This is a genomic window from Paenibacillus sp. J22P15 (genome assembly GCF_056269345.1).
In genome coordinates this window covers 93016-111250 of sequence record NZ_JBWDNT010000012.1, presented here as the reverse complement: position 1 = coordinate 111250, position 18235 = coordinate 93016, and the positions used below count along the sequence as shown (strand labels likewise).

The following is an 18235-nucleotide window of genomic DNA, read 5'->3' as shown; positions in this document are numbered from 1 at the left end:
GTCCTCTCGACTATGGTTGTTTCCATCCTTTTTCCCCCCTTGTCGTCAAATGCTAGACGGATATGAATTCAATCGATTCCAAACGACCTTGCTTCACTCGATCCACTGCCTCCAGCAAAATCATTAAGCTCCCTTGCCCCGCTTCATACCAAGCGCCCGGCAAATAAAAGGAATCGGGGCTGCCGCCTGACATTACAGGTCTATGGGCATCGCTTGGAAGCCACATTCGCCCAACGATTTTCCCCTCCAAAAATACGGTCATTTTCAGCCCAGTCCCTGAAACTTTCGCTCTCCACCCCTTACCTGCCTCCGAATTGACGGTTGAGGTGTACAGCCATGCGGTCTGCCCTCTCTCCAACGTGATTGGAAACTCGTTCATTTCCCCTTGCTCTCTCAGGCTTTCTGCATGAGCGATAAGCTCCTTCTCCTCCGCCGCATAAACTGCGAAGTTATCGGCAGCCTGACCTTCATACAAGTACACCTGTCCGGAAGGCAATCCGAGTACCCGCTCAACGTATACCGTCAGTTCTACCGTTGCTCCAGCTGACACGTGATCGGATATGTCGAAGTATGGATCAAATGGGTGTATCGCTCCTATGTCCTTGCCGTCTACAAACAGCCGAGCGAGTGACTGAATGCCTTGAAAATGCAGCGTCCATGAGTTGGCTGAATCAGATGCTTGAAAGGTTTTTCGGTAATATTCAAATGCCGGATGATCTGGAGACAACCAGCCTCCGAAGTTAACGATCGGCCACATGCTGCAATCAGGCGACTCCGTTAGCTCACTGCGAAGAACTCGATCTGACGCGCGATATACACTCCAGCTATGGCTAAGGTCCTGAACCTCCGTTATTGCCGCCAAACCTTTCAACCCCTTCAACGCATGCAATCGGAGTGCTGGAAGTCTCGCATCGTCAAAGTTCGAATGTCCCCAAATTTCTACTCTTGCAAGCAGTCTTCCATCTTGCAGTCCGCTGCTGAGCGGAAGATAGGAGCTGCCTCCGCCAGGCGCAACCGTTCCGGCATACTGCCCCCCAGCATACAGCGATACAACATCACTGCCCTGCCGAATTAGAAGACCTTTCACCGCTTCGGCTTCTGCCAGCTGAACAGTCGCATCATACCAGGCATAGCCGCGATAAATTTCAAGCTGTTCCAAGTAATCTGCTTCCTTAGAAGCAGACTGCCCTTTCCTATCCATCTCGTTCATAGGTGATGCGGCATCAAAAACATGTAAACTCCACTCCGCTGCGGAAATTTCGGGACGATCAGAGTATTGCAGCGGCTTTCCATGGTTTATCGTGCCGTTTGCGCTGCTCATATCATTAATATAAAGCGCTTTCAATCTGTCCGTTATAAATAACTTTAGCTCACTTCCATCCGAAGCTATGATCGAACAGATGCTGTCCTCACTACCGTCGAAGGAGATCCTCACCTTACTTTCCTCTATCGTTTCGACTTCTGCATTTTCAGCCTTCACCTCAAGCGGCGGGGCGTCCAGCAGCAAAATAATTTCACCGTTTCCTTCCGTATGAAAGGCGAGACATGTTTCAGCATTGGCCGTATCTGCCATATACAGTTCAGCTGTCGAGCTCTCTAATAATCCTTTTACACCCCATAGCTGGAGTGGAACTTGGGACGGAAGCGCGAGAGACCTGCCCGCTCTAAGTGTAAAAGTACGCTTAGGAGCTGTATTCGAATCATTGACCATCTCAACGGCTATTTCTTTGTCTTGATCATCCAAATTCGTTATGAATCGAAGACTTCCGCCGCCTTTTAGCTTCAAGGTGTAAGGGCCGACTACTCTATCGCATTCTCCAATCAACTTACTGTCCGCGCACAGGCCATGTCCGGGTATTGCTTCAGCAAGCGGAGCTCCGTATGCTGCGATCAATCGTCCAAGCAGCCTGCCCTCATAAGCTTCCTCGCGAAGATGTCCTTCCGGAGAGATCATACCGCCAAAATCATAATCCGAGGTTAAAAATGCCAGTGGCTTGCCCCAGTTGTTCGTAGCATTCGTGAAGCCAAAATCTGTACCTGACACTTGCAGATAAGGACCAAGCAGCTTAGCCCCGCAAGAAAGCAATCTACGCAGCAGATAATGTGCTCGATTTGTCTCCGTTACGAGCAGCGGATAGCCGAGCCCCGCTAATGTTTCAGTATAGTGGAGCACCTTCTGCTCAAATCCAGCCTCCCGGTTATCCGGATAGAAGTTGCAGGTTAGCACTACTTGTTCTGCGAGACCCGAAGCTTGAAGCAATCCTCCTTGCCCGGCACAAGCGAACAGCGGAACTGTGATACCGTGATTAAGTACCATATCGCGCAGTGCACTTATATATCCTTTCGGGTCATGACAATCATAGAAATCGAGCTCGTTATCGAGCTGAACGCCGATTACCGTTCCGCCTTCTCCTGCTTGATTCTGTTTTAACAAGGGGATGATGTGATCAAACCATTTCGAAACATAGCTTAGGAAGCTCGTGTCATTATCGCGAAGCTTTAGTCCTTTGGTCAGCAGATAAGCTGGAAGAGCGCCCCCATCCCATTCTGAGCAAATGTATGGGCCTGGTCTTGCAACGATATATAAGCCTGTTTCCGCAGCAGCCTCCAGAAATGCGGAAATGTCACGCTCACCGCTGAAATCCCATTCCCCTTCTGCCGTTTCATGATAATTCCACGGAAAATACACATCGATGCTGTTATAGCCGAATGCTCTCAGCTGCTCCATCCGCTCTTTCCAATGCGCTCTTGGTATGCGGAAGTAAAACAGTGAAGCACATAGCAAAATATGAGGGGTCTCCTGAATTTTCACGGCATCCGCATCAAACCTTACGGCTGCTCTTGCTCCAATGTCCATGATCATGTCAAAACCTCCAACGAATTAGGCTAAAAGCACGAAATATGTAACCCGTTTCATGTAACCCGTTACATAAATAAACAAAAATAAATACACGTCATAACCGAGGTAAACAGATCGCAATTCTGTACGGTTCACTGATGTGTATTTATGTCATTCCCTCTAGGTTGAAGTAGCAAGGAAGTTTATGTAACGGGTTACATTCTTATCGATGATAACCTGTAATGTTTTTACATTTAGATTGTATGCAACAATGTAAGCGTTGTCAATATTTATTTATAAACTCATTCCTATGCCTTAATTTCTACCCGCGGCGGGGCTGTAGACTCCCTAACGATGAGCTCTGGCCTTAATTTCGTGCTTTTGCTGACTTTATTTTTCGTAATCATTTGATGGAGCAATTCAGCTGCCTGCCTTCCAACCTCATAACATTTTAAAGAAATCGTCGTCAGTTCAGGTATGCTGTTCGAGGCATAAGGAATATCGTCAAACCCAATTAGTGATAAATCATGCGGTATACGAAGACCTGCTTTGTGAGCTACCTTCATTACGCCAATAGCGACTAAATCGTTCGCGCAAAAAATGGCAGTTGGCCGCTCGGGCAGTGCTAGGAGCTGAGTCATAAGCAGCTTTCCGCTTTCTACCGAAAATCCTCCGTCGCATATCCATTCCTTACGCGTGTTCAGACCGTTTTTCTCCATTGTTTTCACAAAACCGCGAATGCGCTGTATCGTATTAGACATATTTCTGAAACCGCCAACGAAGGCTATATCTGTATGCCCCAAATCAATTAAATGCTGCGTTGCCAGCTCGGCACCCTCCAGCTCATCGGAATATACCCGCGTCATCCCTTCACCAGGAAGATTGCCGTTAATGAGCAGCAGTGGAACCCTTTTACTAGCTTCGGCAACCTCGTCCACCAGCTCCTTACCCGGTCTTGCTAGATTAATTCGACCGCCTATCATCACGATCCCATCTACTTGCTTCTCCATCAGGATACTCAAATATTGTGATTCTCTCACATACTGCTCTGCTGAATCTCCATTGGTTGAAACGGTATCACAAAGAAAAAAAGTATACCCCTTGCTCCGTGCTTCCTGATCAAGACCAGACAATACCTCAGGAAAAAAAGGATTGGTTATATCGGGTAAAATAACACCTATCATCCCTGTTTCCTTCTTAAACAGACTTCTAGCAAGCGCATTAGGCTGAAACTGATATTTCGTAATTAACTCCATAACTCGCTCTCTTGTCGACTTTTTTACCGGAGCCGTATTATTGATTACCCGCGACACAGTAGCTACTGAGACGTTGGCTTCCCTAGCAATATCATATACAGTAACCGGCTTAATAGCTGCTCACTCCTCAGACAAAAAGTTCCATGCTTCAGTAGAATAACAGACTTTTGATTAAATAGAAACGGACTTTTCCTATTTATTTACAAGTTAAGCCGATAGGAAATAGAGATGATCTCTCTACATTCCGCTCGGCTTATCCTGCTCATTTATACACTTCACCTAGATTAGCCTCTTGAAACAGACTTCATGTGCCCCAGTTCATACCTCCGCTTAAACCATACGCTCACACCAGCTGCTGCCATCACTAATCCGGTCGCAACGAATATCCAGTGGATACCCACAGCTAGTCCAAGCAGGCCGCCGATGAGCGGGCCAAGCATGGCACCGAACTGATTCGCGCTCGTCGTTAAACCAAATGATCTGCCTCTAAACTGCTCACCTGTGCTTTGCAAAACAAGCGTATTCACGATGGGAGCGATGCCCGCCATAAACAATCCGAATACGAATTGTACGATGGCAAACAGCCATAAATCTTGAACAAAAAACTGCATGCTAATGACTGATCCGGCACAAAGCAAGCAAATGATCAGTATGCGGTAATAGCCCTTCTTCTCGCCAAGTCTTCCCCAGATTGGAGATGCCACAATACCAGCAATCCCGATAAGAGAAAGCACCAAACCTGCTGACAGCACAGCTCCTTGCAGTCCGCCCTGAAGCTTGGCGATATGAAGTGTGAGCAGCGGCTGTATCATATTGACCGAAAGCTGAACGAGCGCAAGCAACAGAAGCATACTCATGAGTGCGCGGTTGCGAAAAGCCATTCGATAAGTGACTGGCTCCGCTTTTTTCTTCCCGGCTGCCGTACCCTCCGTTGGTTCAGCTTTTCCCTCCCTAACCCATACAATAACCGCTGCTGTAGCTGCCAAAATAATAATACCTGCAACGACGAAGGACCTGCGCAGTCCGAATGCTTCTGCCAGCAGCCCTCCGAACAATGGTCCGAGAATACCGCCTGTCATCGTACCCGCTTGCATCATCCCGAGACTCCAAGCAAGCTTCTCCTTCGGAGCAACCGACGCTACGATCGACATCGAGGCCGGGACGAATCCGCCTACAAAACCGTGCAGCATTCTGACACCCACAAGCTGCCAAGGCGTCTGCACGAAGGCAATTAAGGCATAAATAATGGCCAGACTGAGCCCTGCTCGTATGACCATTTTTCGCTTCCCGTATTTGTCTGCAAGCAATCCCCATAGAGGAGCCATCACTGCTCCGACGAGAAAAGCCGATGAGTGCACAATGCCCGCCCATAGGTTAACAGAGCTTTCCGGCACCCCCAAATCGAAGAGGAACAGCGGCAGAAAAGGAACCGACATCGTATAGCTTGAGCTGCAAAACAGAACGCCGAACCATAAAATCCACATTGTACGCTTCCATGATTCCATACTTGGCAACCCCCTGTATGCCTTGCTGTTCAAGGTCCGATTCATTTTTACTTATACCCACTATACCCCTCCTTTACCATTTGTTCAAAAACCGCAATATGGAGCAATAACAAGAAAACCCCAGACTAACAACGTCAAATGATACTTAACAGCGTTATTTGCGCTTAGAAGCACAAACTTCCCTAGGTTACTCTTCTGTAAGCATACATATGTGCTTATTGCACCAGTTCGATGTGTGCGAGACCATGAAAAATGGACGTAAGCGCATATTTGCTCTTACAGCCTCAAAGTAACCTAGGTTACTCTTCTGTAAGCACACATGTGTGCTTATTGCACCAGTTCGACGTATGCGATAACTCGAAAAATGGCTGTAAGCGCATATTTGCTCTTACAACCTCAAAGTAACCTAGGTTACTCTTCTGTAAGCACACATATGTGCTTATTGCACCATTTCGATGTGTGCGAGACCATGAAAAATGACCGTAAGCGCGTATTTGCTCTTACAGCCTCAAAGTAACCTAGGTTACTCTTCTGTAAGCACACATATGTGCTTATTGCACCAATTCGGCGTATGCGATACCTCGAAATATGGCTGCAAGCCCCCACCTACCCCATGTAAGCCAGCAGCGCTCCAGCTTCCTCATGCTCCGGCTCAAGCTTTAAGACCCGATGGGCATATTCCGAAGCATCCGCTTCATCACCATTCTCATAACAGCAAAGCGCCAGTTTGTAGAGAATATCAACATCAACAGATACCGCATACTCCTCCAGTGAACGTTCAAAAAACAGTCGTGCATCGTCATACAGCTCCAGCTCGAAGAACAGGTTGCCGCAATCCAGAGCCAAGTCATGCTGCTCGTTCAGCTTATAATAGCCGGCCCACATTAAGTGTATGCCGTGGCGAAGATCTTCCGCTTCTTCATCGCCGCAGTCTAGCAGCAGTGACTGGATACGCTTAGCACTCTGAATGAACAATTGAGCATCATAACGACTCAATCGCCAAAAGGCCAAAATAGTAAACAGCTCTAGCGATTCCAGATTCTCATCAAACCATAGCTTCATGCTAAAAAAATCATCCGGTCCAAAACAATCAACAAACCTGCGATAGGCTAACCGTGTGTTGGCGTAGCTTACAGGTTGATCCAGCATAATAATGCAGCCAACATTCAAATTTTTATAGTGATGCTCCGTAAAATAAGTCAATGCACCCTTCTGCTCAAAAACATGCTGTATCGCATGATAGTTTGCTGTTAAGGAAAAGCTGCCGTGATGAATAAGCTTCGGAGGCTCAGCAAATTCCCAATTTTCGATTCGATGATCGCCTTTGTCTGCCGTAATCAGAACAAATCCCGCTTGAGATAGCCGTCCAAGTCGTTCTAAGCATTCCAGCCCAATTGTCGGAAAAAGAATATGTGAATCTTCAAGCTTTTGCTGATATAGCTCAATGACAGATCGGTAAGGAAACGACGCCTGCTCATATTCAGCAGCTCTCTGATAATGATATTCGGGCACGACCTGCCCCAGTATGTCCGCCTTAGTAGGCTCACCATCCCGAGTAGGAAACTTCAGAGAAACTCTACACTCATAAATTTTGCTTTCATCCACATAAATTAATTCCTGCGGGATGCTGTCAAAAAAGTAATTGGCGATGATTAGCAGCGGCTGTGCCAGATCGCTCGTCCCTATTGTGATACCAGATTGCGTCAAATGCAGCTCCGTATCCTTTACCGCATCAAACACGGCGAAATCCAACAACCCCTGCTCCACAAAACGTTGCAGGCTCGGATGCTGCTGCCAATAGGTTATATTTTTGATCGGCAAATCACTCATGACATAGCGGAAAGGAGGAAGCTCCATTCCTGCAAAATCGATCAGTTCCTGCAGTTCCTTAATGACATGAAACGCCAATCCGCCCGATCCCGCCCCAAGCTCAAGTATCGTAACCGGTTCCGTTAAATGCCCCTGCCGCGCACGGTCCTGCAAAAATCCAAATACGATTTCAGCATAGGCTGATGCGATAATTGGATTATTCGTAATATACTGCGGCACTTCATCGTTCTGCCATGCCTTTATGCCCTGCTCTTCAAAATAAGAGCGCTGCAGCTCCCAAATGGGCGCCTCGCTAAATCGATACGCTAGCTCCTTGTCATTGGTCATTCTTCAAAACCTACTTCTCTTCATATTTTTATAGAAAAAAAAGCCAATCTAATCACTAACGATCAGATTGGCTTTGGTGATTGGACAGTTTAGAACATTTTCGTCGTCCACGACTCACAGTTCCATGTATCCGTTACGATATCACGGTAAAACTCCGGTTCGTGGGAAATAAGCAGGATGCTGCCTTTGTACGCCTTAAGGGCGCGCTTCAGCTCATCCTTCGCATCCACATCCAAGTGATTGGTAGGCTCATCGAGTACGAGCAAATTCGTTTCACTGTTGATCAGCTTGCATAGGCGAACCTTAGCCTTCTCTCCACCGCTAAGCACAGCGATTTTGCTCTCGATATGCTTAGTTGTCAGCCCACACTTGGCGAGTGCCGCGCGTACTTCGAATTGTGAGAGTGAAGGGAACTCTTTCCATACTTCCTCAATACAAGTATTATAATTCGTATCCTTAATTTCCTGCTGGAAATAACCGACTTGTTGATGCTCCCCGCGCTGAACGGTACCCGACAAAGCTTGAATTTCACCTAAAATACTGCGCAGCAGCGTCGTTTTACCAATTCCATTCGCACCTACGAGCGCAATCTTCTGACCGCGTTCCATACGAAGGTCGAGCGGCCTGGACAAAGGACTGTCATAACCGATAACCAGCTCTTTCGTCTCAAATATGAGCTTGCCTGAGGTTCTGCCATCCTTGAAGTTAAATTGCGGCTTCGGCTTTTCCTTCGCTATCTCAATAACATCCATCTTATCGAGCTTCTTCTGCCTTGACATTGCCATGTTCCGCGTCGCTACGCTCGCTTTGTTACGTGCAACAAAGTCTTTCAAGTCAGCTATTTCCTGCTGCTGACGTTTATATGCGGATTCAAGCTGCTGTTTCTTCATCTCATGAACCTGTTGGAAATATTCATAGTCACCAACATAACGGTTCAGCTCTTGATTTTCCATATGATAAATGAGGTTAATTACACTGTTAAGGAACGGAATATCATGCGAAATGAGAATGAATGCATTCTCGTATTCTTGCAGGTAACGCTTGAGCCATTCGATATGCACCTCATCGAGATAGTTCGTTGGCTCATCGAGGAGCAAAATGTCCGGCTTCTCGAGCAGCAGCTTCGCTAGCAGCACCTTAGTCCGCTGACCTCCGCTAAGGTCATGAACGTCCTTATCGAGTCCAATATCGGTAAGCCCAAGACCCCGGGCAGTTTCGTCAATTTTCGCATCGATCAAATAGAAATCCTGATTCGTTAGCGTATCTTGAATCGTCCCAACATCCTCAAGCATTTGCTCTAATTCCTCAGGAGTAACATCGCCCATCCTGCCGTACATATCGTTCATTTCTTGTTCCATATCGAACAGGTACTGAAAAGCTCCCTTCAGCACGTCCCGCATCGTCATTCCTTTGCTAAGAACTGCATGCTGATCGAGATAACCTACACGCATCCGCTTGGACCATTCAACCTTGCCGTCATCCGGCTGGAGTTTGCCTGTGATGATGTTCATAAAAGTGGACTTGCCTTCGCCGTTCGCGCCAATCAGTCCAATATGCTCGCCTTTAAGCAGGCGGAAGGATACGTCGTTGAAGATCGCGCGATCCCCAAAGCCGTGGCTTAGTCGTTCTACGTTTAATATGCTCATGAATGACACCTTTTCTTTTGGAATATTATCGTTTTATTATAAACGTTAATGGGTCTACAACTCAATGTGAGATTCATTCCTTTCACTTTTGCTCCGGATTTCTGAAAGAAGCGACGTCCTTGGTGTTCATATACGGAACTTCTAGCTTCATTCTATTGCTGACTCTCCCGATTATCGGCAAATTAAAAAAACACCCAAATAATCTTGCGGCTGCTTGAACTCGCAAGTTAGATGGGGATTAACTAAACCTATTCGTTTGGAAGTTTCATTTGCATAGACGAGACTATTTACTTTCTTGCTGTGCGACGCGAAGCTGCGGATACCCGTGGTTTTGCGTCGTACTTTTTATTTTTCATTCTTGTTTTACTAGATACGCTGCTTACAGTTGCTTTCGGTCCAAAGAATGAGCCCACTACTTTAAAAGTTGGAGGGATCTGTTGAACGAAGCCAAACAACTGCTGCATTCTTCCCATCATGGACATGATTCCATCAATACCGCCGATTCGACTAAACATAGAGCCTGCTCTTTCAAAGTTAGGCTCAATAGTAGATTCAACCGGTTGACTAAAGCCATTAAATGGTTCATCTACAGCAGGAAGAATCGCGCTAATACGAGCTCTTTTTTTTCTTTCCACTTCGAATCACATTCCTTTACTCTTTAATATTAACCGAATGTTTATTCAGTAAGGTTGAAATAGGACTACTTCAAAATATGCCAGTCATCCTCTATCGGTATGGTTGTTCAACTATAAAACTCAAATTTGAAATACTATTTGAGGAACGTCTTCTTAATCGCCTCTAAATACCCGTAGCCGTACAAATCGTCCGGCAATAGATAGCTCGTCTCCGTCCACTCGTTCCAGCTGTTCACCGTGACGAGCGGAGGCTGCTCCGGATGCGCGTCCGCATATTGCTTCGCTTGTTCGAACGCCTTCTGAACGTTCTCTGGCGTATTGTTCTGAACAACAGGCATTACGCGTTCCTTAAACCTCGGATTATTGTCCCAGCCAACCGAAATGTGCGGATAATAAGGAATGTCGTACGCAGCATCGATACGCGACCACTCTTGAACGACATCCACCATAATTTCATTGTAATCGCGGTCCACGTTCACGAAATGAACGTACTGATAGTGAGTCAAGCTGTCGAAACCGAGCAGCTTCACAATTTCTTTCGCAGATACCTTCTCCCCACCGTCAACACAGCTGAGATTGAAGTTCTGCTCGCCCCACAAAGTGAGCTGCAGGTGCAAGCCGGGCAGGCCTTCTTCGATGCATTTGGCTCTGAACCAAGCGAATGCATCTTTTGTTTCCTTGGCGCCGCCCAAGCCTCTCATCAGATTGGCAAGATCATAAATATTGAAAATCGGTTTGCCTTCGATCGTGTAGTAAGACGGGTGCTTAAAATATTGATTAATCAAGCGATCGGCGATGATCTCGAATTCCTTGCGGTCGACCGCGCCATCCCAGATCATGGAGCCATCTATATCGTGCGACAAACGGATATCCCATGTATTATTCACGCTATGGTTGGCCCACATCAGATAAAATTTCACTCTATCGTTGTTTCTCGCCTTCAGATAACCGTCGTTGAGGCAATTTTCCAGAAAGGGACGTTTGTCGTACCAGTACCAATCGTAAATGAATACGTTAACGCCATGGTCCGCCGCCGCGTTGATCTGCATCTCCATCACGTATGGGTCTGCTTCGTTGCAGTACCCCCATAGCGGCTTACGAGGCCAATTATGCTCGGGAAACTTCTTAACGGCATTCTTGACGGACTGCCATTCGCCCATGCCTTCTGGCCAGAACATTCTCGTACGCGGTTCGTCTCCCGTATAGGCAGGCCATATATATGCTGCGACGTCATATTGTTTGCTCAAGTTCATCCCTCTTTTCAATAGAATTACCAGTTATGAAAACCCTTATATATCACTCATTATAGCCGGTAGCCCTCACTCGAATAGCGGTAAAAACGACAATAGATATAGGTAAATAAGACAAGTGTAGCAAGCGACGGTTTGGACACTATGGGAGTTACATCCTCCATCACAACTTCACCATCCCGGATGAAGAAAATGACAAAGGCATAATTATTACCGATGTATTGGTGCACCAAATGTCGGATTAATACCTACAAAACCTGATATTCTAATTGTGAGAGGAGGTGCACATAACTTTGCTTGAAAAGATGAATGATGCCTTGCGTTATATTGAAGATAACCTTACGAATGAGATCGATTTTAAAGAGGTAGCGAGGAAGGCTTTTTGTTCAGAATACCATTTTAAAAGAATGTTTTCGTTCCTTGCTGGTGTAACATTGTCAGAGTACATTCGTCGTAGACGCCTTACTCTTTCAGCGTTCGAGCTTATTAGCAGCAACATAAAGATAATTGATGTTGCTGTCAAGTATGGATACAGCTCACCTGACTCTTTTACAAAAGCATTCCAGAATATGCACGGTGTGACGCCTTCTGAAGCTAGACATAACGGTCAATTTCTTAAATCTTATTCACGCATGACTTTTCAATTGGCAATTAAAGGAGGAGATCAAATGAACTATCGCATTGAAGAAAAAGAGGCGTTTCGCATTGTAGGAATTAATAAAAGAGTGCCTATCCAATTCAACGGGGTAAATGCGGAGATTGCTTCTATGTGGCAAAGTTTAGATGCCGAGAGAATCGATACTTTAAAGAAACTTTCAAATGTGGAGCCACTCGGATTACTTAGCGGTTCCACGAATTTCTCTGAAGGCAGAATGGATGAACAGGGGGAGCTTGATCATTATATAGGTGTTGCAACTACAAAGGATTGCCCTGCTGATCTCACACAACTTGATGTTCGCGCATCAACATGGGCTGTTTTCGAAGCAGTTGGACATTTTCCGGATACCCTTCAAAGTGTATGGGGACGAATCTATTCAGAATGGTTCCCATCCTCTAATTATGAACAAACGGAAGGCCCGGAAATCCTGTGGAACGAGCACAAGGACGTTTCTTCACCTACCTTTAGAAGCGAAATATGGATCCCCGTCTCAAGAAGAAAATAACATTTCGAATCATCCGCCACTAGTGCGTATCAAGAGTTTCAGAAAAACGAGTTTGGCTCCCAGTTGTGCCTACAAGGAGCCTTTCTGCCGTTTTTAATCGCTCACCTGATTTGCTGGCTTGTTGCGCTGGAAGGCAAGGCCGATCTACATGTACAGCGCTCCTTTCTCCGAATTTTCCGTCATGGCATTGATCCAGGTGATGCTTCTTTGCTCCAGATGATGCATCCACTGCGACGGTTGGGGGACATCGGTAACGATGACGTCGATATCTTTCAAATCTAATATTTTATAGGGACAGCTGTTGCCAAACTTCGTATGGTCCGTCATGACGACGGTCAGCTTGGCCGTACTTACCACTTTGCGCAGCAGATAACCTCGCTCCAGATCAAAGCCCGTGATGCCCTTATCAATCGTAAATCCGTCCACCGATATGAGTGCCTTGTCGACATGGAAGTTCTCAGCCATCGTCTCCGCCATTCCGCCGCCAACCCTGGAATACCGGGGCAGAACCCGGCCCCCAAGCAAATAGATGTGACCGCTAAACAATCCCTTGCCGTATAAATCCATAACCAGGCGCAGCAAATCAAAGGAATAGACGACAACCGTAATGTTCTGCTTATCCTGCAGGTAGTAAATCACCTGCATCGGTGTGGAACCGTCATCAACGAAGACAACATCATTGTCTTCGATTAAGTCGGACGCCGCCATACCGATTTTCTTCTTCTCCTCAGCACGCACGACTTCCCGGTTAAGATGCGGCAGCTCCGCCCGGGAGACGTTGACTTTGACCGCACCGCCGTAGATCCGCTTCAGAAGTTTCTCCCTCTCCAGTTCTTCCAAATACCGGCGGACCATCTCTCCCGAAACCTTCAGCTTCTCGGATAAATCTGACGTGCGCACTAAACCTTCGAGCTCCAAAGTATCTAGAATGATCTTCTTACGTTCTTCTCCAATAAACGACATGCTGCCAGCCCCTTCTTATCCTTAGCCGTGTTTCCCGGTACTTAATGAGCCCTTTCTCAGCCTGTGCTTCAACCGGGTCGAGCTAATCTCCAGCACAATGGCAAAGAAAAGAATGAAATACGTCAGAGCACCGATCTCCCTAATATCGTAATACAGACTGCCGGCCATATATAAATCGTAGCCTAGTCCTCCGGCTCCAGCCGCAGCTCCCATAGCTAGCGCATTGGAAAAATTCATTTCCAGACGCAGAAACGTCCACGAGATCAAATAGGACAGGGAAGATGGAAACACAGCTTGAAATACGATTTGTATTCGGTTGGCGCCGCTTGCTTTCAACGCCTCGAGCGTACCGCTATCGATTTCCTCGAATGCTTCGGAATAAGCTTTCGTCAAGTAGCTTATCGTATGCCAGGTCATTCCGATGACTGCGGCCACACTCCCAAGTCCCGATGAAACGGCAAAGATGAGGACCCACAATATGGTTGGTACTGCCCGAATGACCGCAACTAAGGCCCTGACGAAGCCTGACACTTTATTGCCGCTTAAATTGCGTGCCGCAAGCAAGCTGAGTCCGAAAGCAATAATGGCTCCAAGAATCGTCGTCAATACGGCAAGCCCCAACGTAATGAATGCGGAATAGACGGCCTTCCCGAAGGTGAAATGCTTGAAATGCGGCTCCAGAAACATAAGCCTGAAGTTATCGAGCATCAGTACCATGCCCTCGTCAAACGGGATGTACTTACTCTCTAGATTGAACAGGGCGTACAGCGTAATGACAGCGATGACAAGCAAAGTGGCTTTGACTGTGAAATTCGCTCTATTGAACGGCTTCCTGCGCAGCGGCTCCGATGAAACGCGAGCGGCGATGCGCGATGAATCCATTTCTGAGTTGTTCATCAACATATTAATCCCCCTACACGATAACTCTTCGAATGGCATTGGATATCAATTCGATGACTAGCACAGCCATCACAATGACGAGTACGACCAAACTGGCCGAAGCATAGTTCAAGCTTTTATAGTAAAGATCGAACGAGAACCCAATCCCCGTTCCGGTCAAGATTCCCACCAGCGTAGCGCTTCGAATGTTCGTCTCTACCATATACAGCAGCCAGCTGATCATCTGAGGCGTGCCGGACGGCAGAACAGCTCTGCATACGATCGATAAATATCCGGCCCCCGAAGCCTTCAATGCTTCTACGGAGCTGCCGCTGACCTCGTCGATCGTCTCCATAAACGCCCGTGTCAAAAATCCAAAGCTCGCAAACAAGAGTGCCAGAAAACCGGTCAGCCCGCTCTGTCCGAATGAGAAAAGCAGCACCATCGCCCAGGCTGAAACGTCGACATTCCGAAACAAGGTTGCGATAAAGCGGGAAACCGTACTGAAAAACCCGTTAACTTTGGTCGTATCCGACCCCAGTACAGCAAACACGACAGCGCCGACGGCCCCAACAGCAGCAGCTGCGATGGACATAACAAGCGTATCCAATAGCTTCGACATAATTTTCGGAAGCTTAGATATCGCCTTTGCATCGGGATAGAAGTTGGATGCTGCCCACTTCACCGCTTCGGGGAAAGAGAGTACGCCCTTCACAAGATTAAACTGAGTCAAGGCGGACGCCGCCCAGACGATCATAACAACCCCTAACAAAAGGAAAAACGTCCGTCTCCGCTTACGTAAAAAGAACTTATCCAATTTCATACGATAACCGCGCCTCCTGCTTGAAGGAGGGAGCCTCATCCATAATCAGCGTCCCCTTGTCGGACCCGTAAATATGATGAATACGATCCGTCGTTAGTTCCTGTGGCGTCCCGTTGAACACAATTTTTCCCTTGTTGACCCCGATAATTGTATCTGAATATTTCAATGCGACATCGACCTGATGCAAATTGACGAGAACCGTGATGCCCATTGTCTTGTTGATGTTACGCAAATGGTCCATAATGACCTTCGAGGAGCTCGGATCTAAGGAGGCGATTGGCTCGTCACAAAGCATCAGCTGCGGCTCTTGGATGAGCGCTCTGGCAATACCGACTCGTTGCTTTTGTCCTCCGCTCAGCTGGTCACAGCGTTTAAACATCTGCTCCGACAAACCAAGCGCCTGCAGGATCTCCTGGCACTGCCGCTTCTCCTGCTCATTATAAATACCGAACGCGCCCGCAATGGCGCTCTTGTAACCCAGCCGACCATGCAGAACATTTTCCGCGACGCTTAACCGATCAACCAGGTTGTAATGCTGGAAGATCATACCGATCTTGGTCCGGAACTGCCGCAGCGCTCCCCGACTCAAACGAGAGGTGTCCTTGCCGTCGAAAAAAATCCGGCCGCTGCTTGGCTCGACCATGCGGTTGATGCACCGGAGTAAGGTCGATTTGCCCGCTCCGGAAGGACCGATAATGCTTACGAATTCACCATTCTTAATTGAGAAGCTGATATCCTCCAGGGCCATGGCGTCTTTATTGTAACGTTTGGATATGTTATCCAAAGCAAGTAATGTCGACATAAGATGCTCCTTTGCTAGTTAAAAACTGAAAATCAGACCCTGTATCGAAACTCGAACAGGGTCTGCAACCTTAATGTGAGTCTGCGTTTTCCAAAATAAAATAGTTATCAATGCTGCATTGTTCATACGAAGTAATGAATGCATCTGCATTCAAGTAGACCTCGCGCTCCCGGATCATGTCCGCATCCGTGCTTTCCTCTGGTAAAACCGCAATGGTCACGGCGACTCCAGCCGCTCTGCCCATGCGCATATCGTGCTCGGTGTCGCCCAGAATGGCGGCATCCGCAGGCGAGATGCCCATCCTTTCGCAGGCCATCTCCACCATGTCTGGATGAGGCTTGCCGCGAAGAACGGCATTACTGCCGATCACTTCCCGGAAATAATGCCGAATACCCAACCACTCTAGATGCTTGATGGCATCGTCGGTGTCGTCGGCAGTGACGACCGCCATCGGCAAATTTCTGGACATGCATTGATCGAGAAAATTGACTAGTCTGTGGCGGGCCTGTACCGGCCGGAGCATGTCGATCTCCCTATTCGTCCGGCGGATACAATCCTCCATGCAGCGGTCTGCTTCCTCGGCAGGTACCCCCAAATCGCAGATATGTTCGGTCAACAGCGTCTTCACCTGGATGTTCGTGCCGACGGACAGTAGTCCCGCCCGATCGTAGTCCACCACGTTGCCGTCTTCGTCGCAGCTGATGCCGAGCATCTGCATCATTAATTCCGTCGATGCGTTAATCTTGTATTGCTCCTGAAGCAGCATCACGATGTTACCTATCAACAGTTTGCTCCAGCTGCCCCACAAGCCAATGAAGTCCAGAAGCGTTCCGTCTTTATCGAATAAAATTGCTCTAACGGGATATGCTTTGCCCCCAACCCGAAGCAGTGCTTCATCCTGTCGGATATGCTCTCTCATCAGTTAGACAACTCCCGGATCGGGTTATACCAAGCATCATCTACCGGAAGGAACTTCGCATCCCCCGACTTCCAGAACAGTCCAGATTTCTCTGAATCCTCTGGCAGGAACACACTTTCATTGTTCGCCGTTGCTTCAGATGTCATGATATCTACGATTGCCTTGAAATCTTCATCCGAAATCGTGTCGCGATTGGCCACGAACGGACCATTCAGTACAGGCGTGACGGAGATCAGACGGAATTGCTCGTTAGACAGCTTGTCGAAAGGCTGCTCCGCCTTTTCTTTCACCTTGTACAATGCGCCTGGACGATTCGCTTCTCCCTCGGCCAGCTCGACATAGTTGCCGACGCATGTGTCGCAGAAAGCCGCGACATCAGCTTTCTTCGTCAGAAGATTGACTGCGGAGCCTTGATGAGAGCCGCCATACACGACATCGCTGAAGAACTGGCCGCTTCCGCCTTCCATTAGATCTTCGACCGTCAAGTCTTTATAAGCATCCTGCTTGGAGAAATGCGAGACAATCGCATTCGAAGGCACTTTGAAGCCCGAGGTCGAGCTGTTGGAGACAAACGAGAACGATTTACCAGCAATATTTGCGATCGAATACGCATCCTGTTCCTTATACTGCGCTTCGTCTGCTTGTCTCACCGCCAACCAGCCATAGTAGCTGGCATCGTCCAGCGTACCCGATTCACCAGAGTTCACGACGAGTGGAACCAGATTGTCGTTCTTCTTCTTGGCTTCGACGTACGAGGTCGCGCCCATGTAGGCAATATCTGCGCTGCCGTTAGTTAGCGCTTCGATCGAAATAATATAATCCGTCGTAGTGAAATGCTCCACTTTCTTACCCGTCGCTTCCTCGATCATTTTACTGATCGCGTCGCGCGTTTCCTGCAAGTCCCCACTTGATTCGTTCGGTTGCCAAGCGATTGTTATCGTCTGCTTGGAATCATCTTTTCCTTTGTTGCTGCTGCCGTTCTTAGCGCCGGAGTCATTCCCGCCGTTTCCTGCATTCGAGCATGCTGATAGCATCATGACAAGAATAAGACTCGTAAATAACATTCGCCGTTTCATTGGATCACCTGTTCCTTCTCTTTATTGGATTCGTGTCAGTCTGGCCTCTTAAGGACGGACAGCCCAGCCGTTCTACCTCCAATATTAACGTTGTATTGTAAGGTCAAAATCAAATACAACTTAAGAAATTGTAACGAAAGCGTTTACTAACCCCTGACATTCCAACATGATTGCAAATCTAGTAAATTTTTTTGTTCTGAGTTTAATATTACGAAAACAAATGCAATTATTTTCCTTATCAAGGGGAATAGGACCCGAAACCTATACATTTTAATACATCAAAAAGAGATGGTGTCGAAAGAACACCATCTCTTTTTTGGTT

General features: G+C 47.4%; 14 protein-coding genes. 1 reads left to right on the top strand and 13 read right to left on the bottom strand.

From position 1 onward, the window contains the following. Window positions 1-52: 52 nt before the first annotated feature. From AC0YN6_RS21370 to AC0YN6_RS21340, 7 genes are all read right to left on the bottom strand, one after another. A complete protein-coding gene (locus AC0YN6_RS21370) occupies window positions 53-2863 on the bottom strand; it encodes a beta-galactosidase (protein WP_475749325.1) in 2811 nt (936 codons plus the stop codon). Between the two features lie 284 nt (window positions 2864-3147). Beyond that, window positions 3148-4209: a LacI family DNA-binding transcriptional regulator gene (locus AC0YN6_RS21365; RefSeq protein ID WP_475749376.1), complete on the bottom strand. Its 1062-nt coding sequence runs from the start codon at window positions 4207-4209 to the stop codon at window positions 3148-3150. 170 nt (window positions 4210-4379) lie between these two features. Next, window positions 4380-5600, bottom strand: coding sequence for an MFS transporter (locus AC0YN6_RS21360; protein ID WP_475749324.1), 1221 nt, complete (start codon window positions 5598-5600; stop codon window positions 4380-4382). A gap of 606 nt (window positions 5601-6206) precedes the next feature. Further along, window positions 6207-7757, bottom strand: coding sequence for a tetratricopeptide repeat protein (locus tag AC0YN6_RS21355; RefSeq protein WP_475749323.1), 1551 nt, complete (start codon window positions 7755-7757; stop codon window positions 6207-6209). 89 nt (window positions 7758-7846) lie between these two features. Beyond that, entirely contained in the window at window positions 7847-9403 is a 1557-nt protein-coding gene (locus tag AC0YN6_RS21350) for an ABC-F family ATP-binding cassette domain-containing protein (RefSeq protein WP_475749322.1), read from the bottom strand. A 287-nt stretch (window positions 9404-9690) separates the two neighbouring features. After that, window positions 9691-10038: a hypothetical protein gene (locus AC0YN6_RS21345; protein WP_475749321.1), complete on the bottom strand. Its 348-nt coding sequence runs from the start codon at window positions 10036-10038 to the stop codon at window positions 9691-9693. A 134-nt stretch (window positions 10039-10172) separates the two neighbouring features. Further along, window positions 10173-11285: a glycosyltransferase WbsX family protein gene (locus AC0YN6_RS21340; RefSeq protein ID WP_475749320.1), complete on the bottom strand. Its 1113-nt coding sequence runs from the start codon at window positions 11283-11285 to the stop codon at window positions 10173-10175. Window positions 11286-11575: 290 nt separating this feature from the next. On the opposite strand from AC0YN6_RS21340, the gene AC0YN6_RS21335 reads away from it, so the two are divergent. Further along, window positions 11576-12451, top strand: coding sequence for an AraC family transcriptional regulator (locus tag AC0YN6_RS21335; RefSeq protein WP_475749375.1), 876 nt, complete (start codon window positions 11576-11578; stop codon window positions 12449-12451). 144 nt (window positions 12452-12595) lie between these two features. Here the strand turns inward: AC0YN6_RS21335 and AC0YN6_RS21330 are convergent, their stop codons facing one another. From AC0YN6_RS21330 to AC0YN6_RS21305, 6 genes are all read right to left on the bottom strand, one after another. Further along, a complete protein-coding gene (locus tag AC0YN6_RS21330) occupies window positions 12596-13414 on the bottom strand; it encodes a DeoR/GlpR family DNA-binding transcription regulator (RefSeq protein WP_475749319.1) in 819 nt (272 codons plus the stop codon). 21 nt (window positions 13415-13435) lie between these two features. Next, window positions 13436-14311, bottom strand: coding sequence for a PhnE/PtxC family ABC transporter permease (locus AC0YN6_RS21325; protein WP_475749318.1), 876 nt, complete (start codon window positions 14309-14311; stop codon window positions 13436-13438). Between the two features lie 16 nt (window positions 14312-14327). Beyond that, window positions 14328-15116 carry an ABC transporter permease subunit gene (locus AC0YN6_RS21320; protein ID WP_475749317.1) on the bottom strand — a complete coding sequence of 263 codons (789 nt, stop codon included), beginning with the start codon at window positions 15114-15116 and terminating at the stop codon, window positions 14328-14330. Beyond that, the gene (phnC, locus tag AC0YN6_RS21315; RefSeq protein WP_475749316.1) at window positions 15103-15918 is read right to left on the bottom strand and encodes a phosphonate ABC transporter ATP-binding protein; all 816 of its coding nucleotides are present in this window, start codon (window positions 15916-15918) and stop codon (window positions 15103-15105) included. Before phnC ends, AC0YN6_RS21320 begins: the two co-directional genes overlap by 14 nt. A gap of 70 nt (window positions 15919-15988) precedes the next feature. Next, the gene (locus tag AC0YN6_RS21310) at window positions 15989-16837 is read right to left on the bottom strand and encodes an HAD family hydrolase (protein WP_475749315.1); all 849 of its coding nucleotides are present in this window, start codon (window positions 16835-16837) and stop codon (window positions 15989-15991) included. Then, entirely contained in the window at window positions 16837-17913 is a 1077-nt protein-coding gene (locus tag AC0YN6_RS21305) for a phosphate/phosphite/phosphonate ABC transporter substrate-binding protein (protein WP_475749314.1), read from the bottom strand. Before AC0YN6_RS21305 ends, AC0YN6_RS21310 begins: the two co-directional genes overlap by 1 nt. Window positions 17914-18235: the final 322 nt, after the last annotated feature.

Coding starts and splice junctions, on each gene's coding strand:
- AC0YN6_RS21370 (WP_475749325.1), bottom strand. CDS start 2,863: ATGATCATGGACATTGGAGCAAGAGCAGCCGTAAGGTTTGATGCGGAT.
- AC0YN6_RS21360 (WP_475749324.1), bottom strand. CDS start 5,600: ATGGAATCATGGAAGCGTACAATGTGGATTTTATGGTTCGGCGTTCTG.
- AC0YN6_RS21355 (WP_475749323.1), bottom strand. CDS start 7,757: ATGACCAATGACAAGGAGCTAGCGTATCGATTTAGCGAGGCGCCCATT.
- AC0YN6_RS21350 (WP_475749322.1), bottom strand. CDS start 9,403: ATGAGCATATTAAACGTAGAACGACTAAGCCACGGCTTTGGGGATCGC.
- AC0YN6_RS21330 (WP_475749319.1), bottom strand. CDS start 13,414: ATGTCGTTTATTGGAGAAGAACGTAAGAAGATCATTCTAGATACTTTG.
- AC0YN6_RS21325 (WP_475749318.1), bottom strand. CDS start 14,311: ATGAACAACTCAGAAATGGATTCATCGCGCATCGCCGCTCGCGTTTCA.
- AC0YN6_RS21320 (WP_475749317.1), bottom strand. CDS start 15,116: ATGAAATTGGATAAGTTCTTTTTACGTAAGCGGAGACGGACGTTTTTC.
- phnC (WP_475749316.1), bottom strand. CDS start 15,918: ATGTCGACATTACTTGCTTTGGATAACATATCCAAACGTTACAATAAA.
- AC0YN6_RS21310 (WP_475749315.1), bottom strand. CDS start 16,837: ATGAGAGAGCATATCCGACAGGATGAAGCACTGCTTCGGGTTGGGGGC.
- AC0YN6_RS21305 (WP_475749314.1), bottom strand. CDS start 17,913: ATGAAACGGCGAATGTTATTTACGAGTCTTATTCTTGTCATGATGCTA.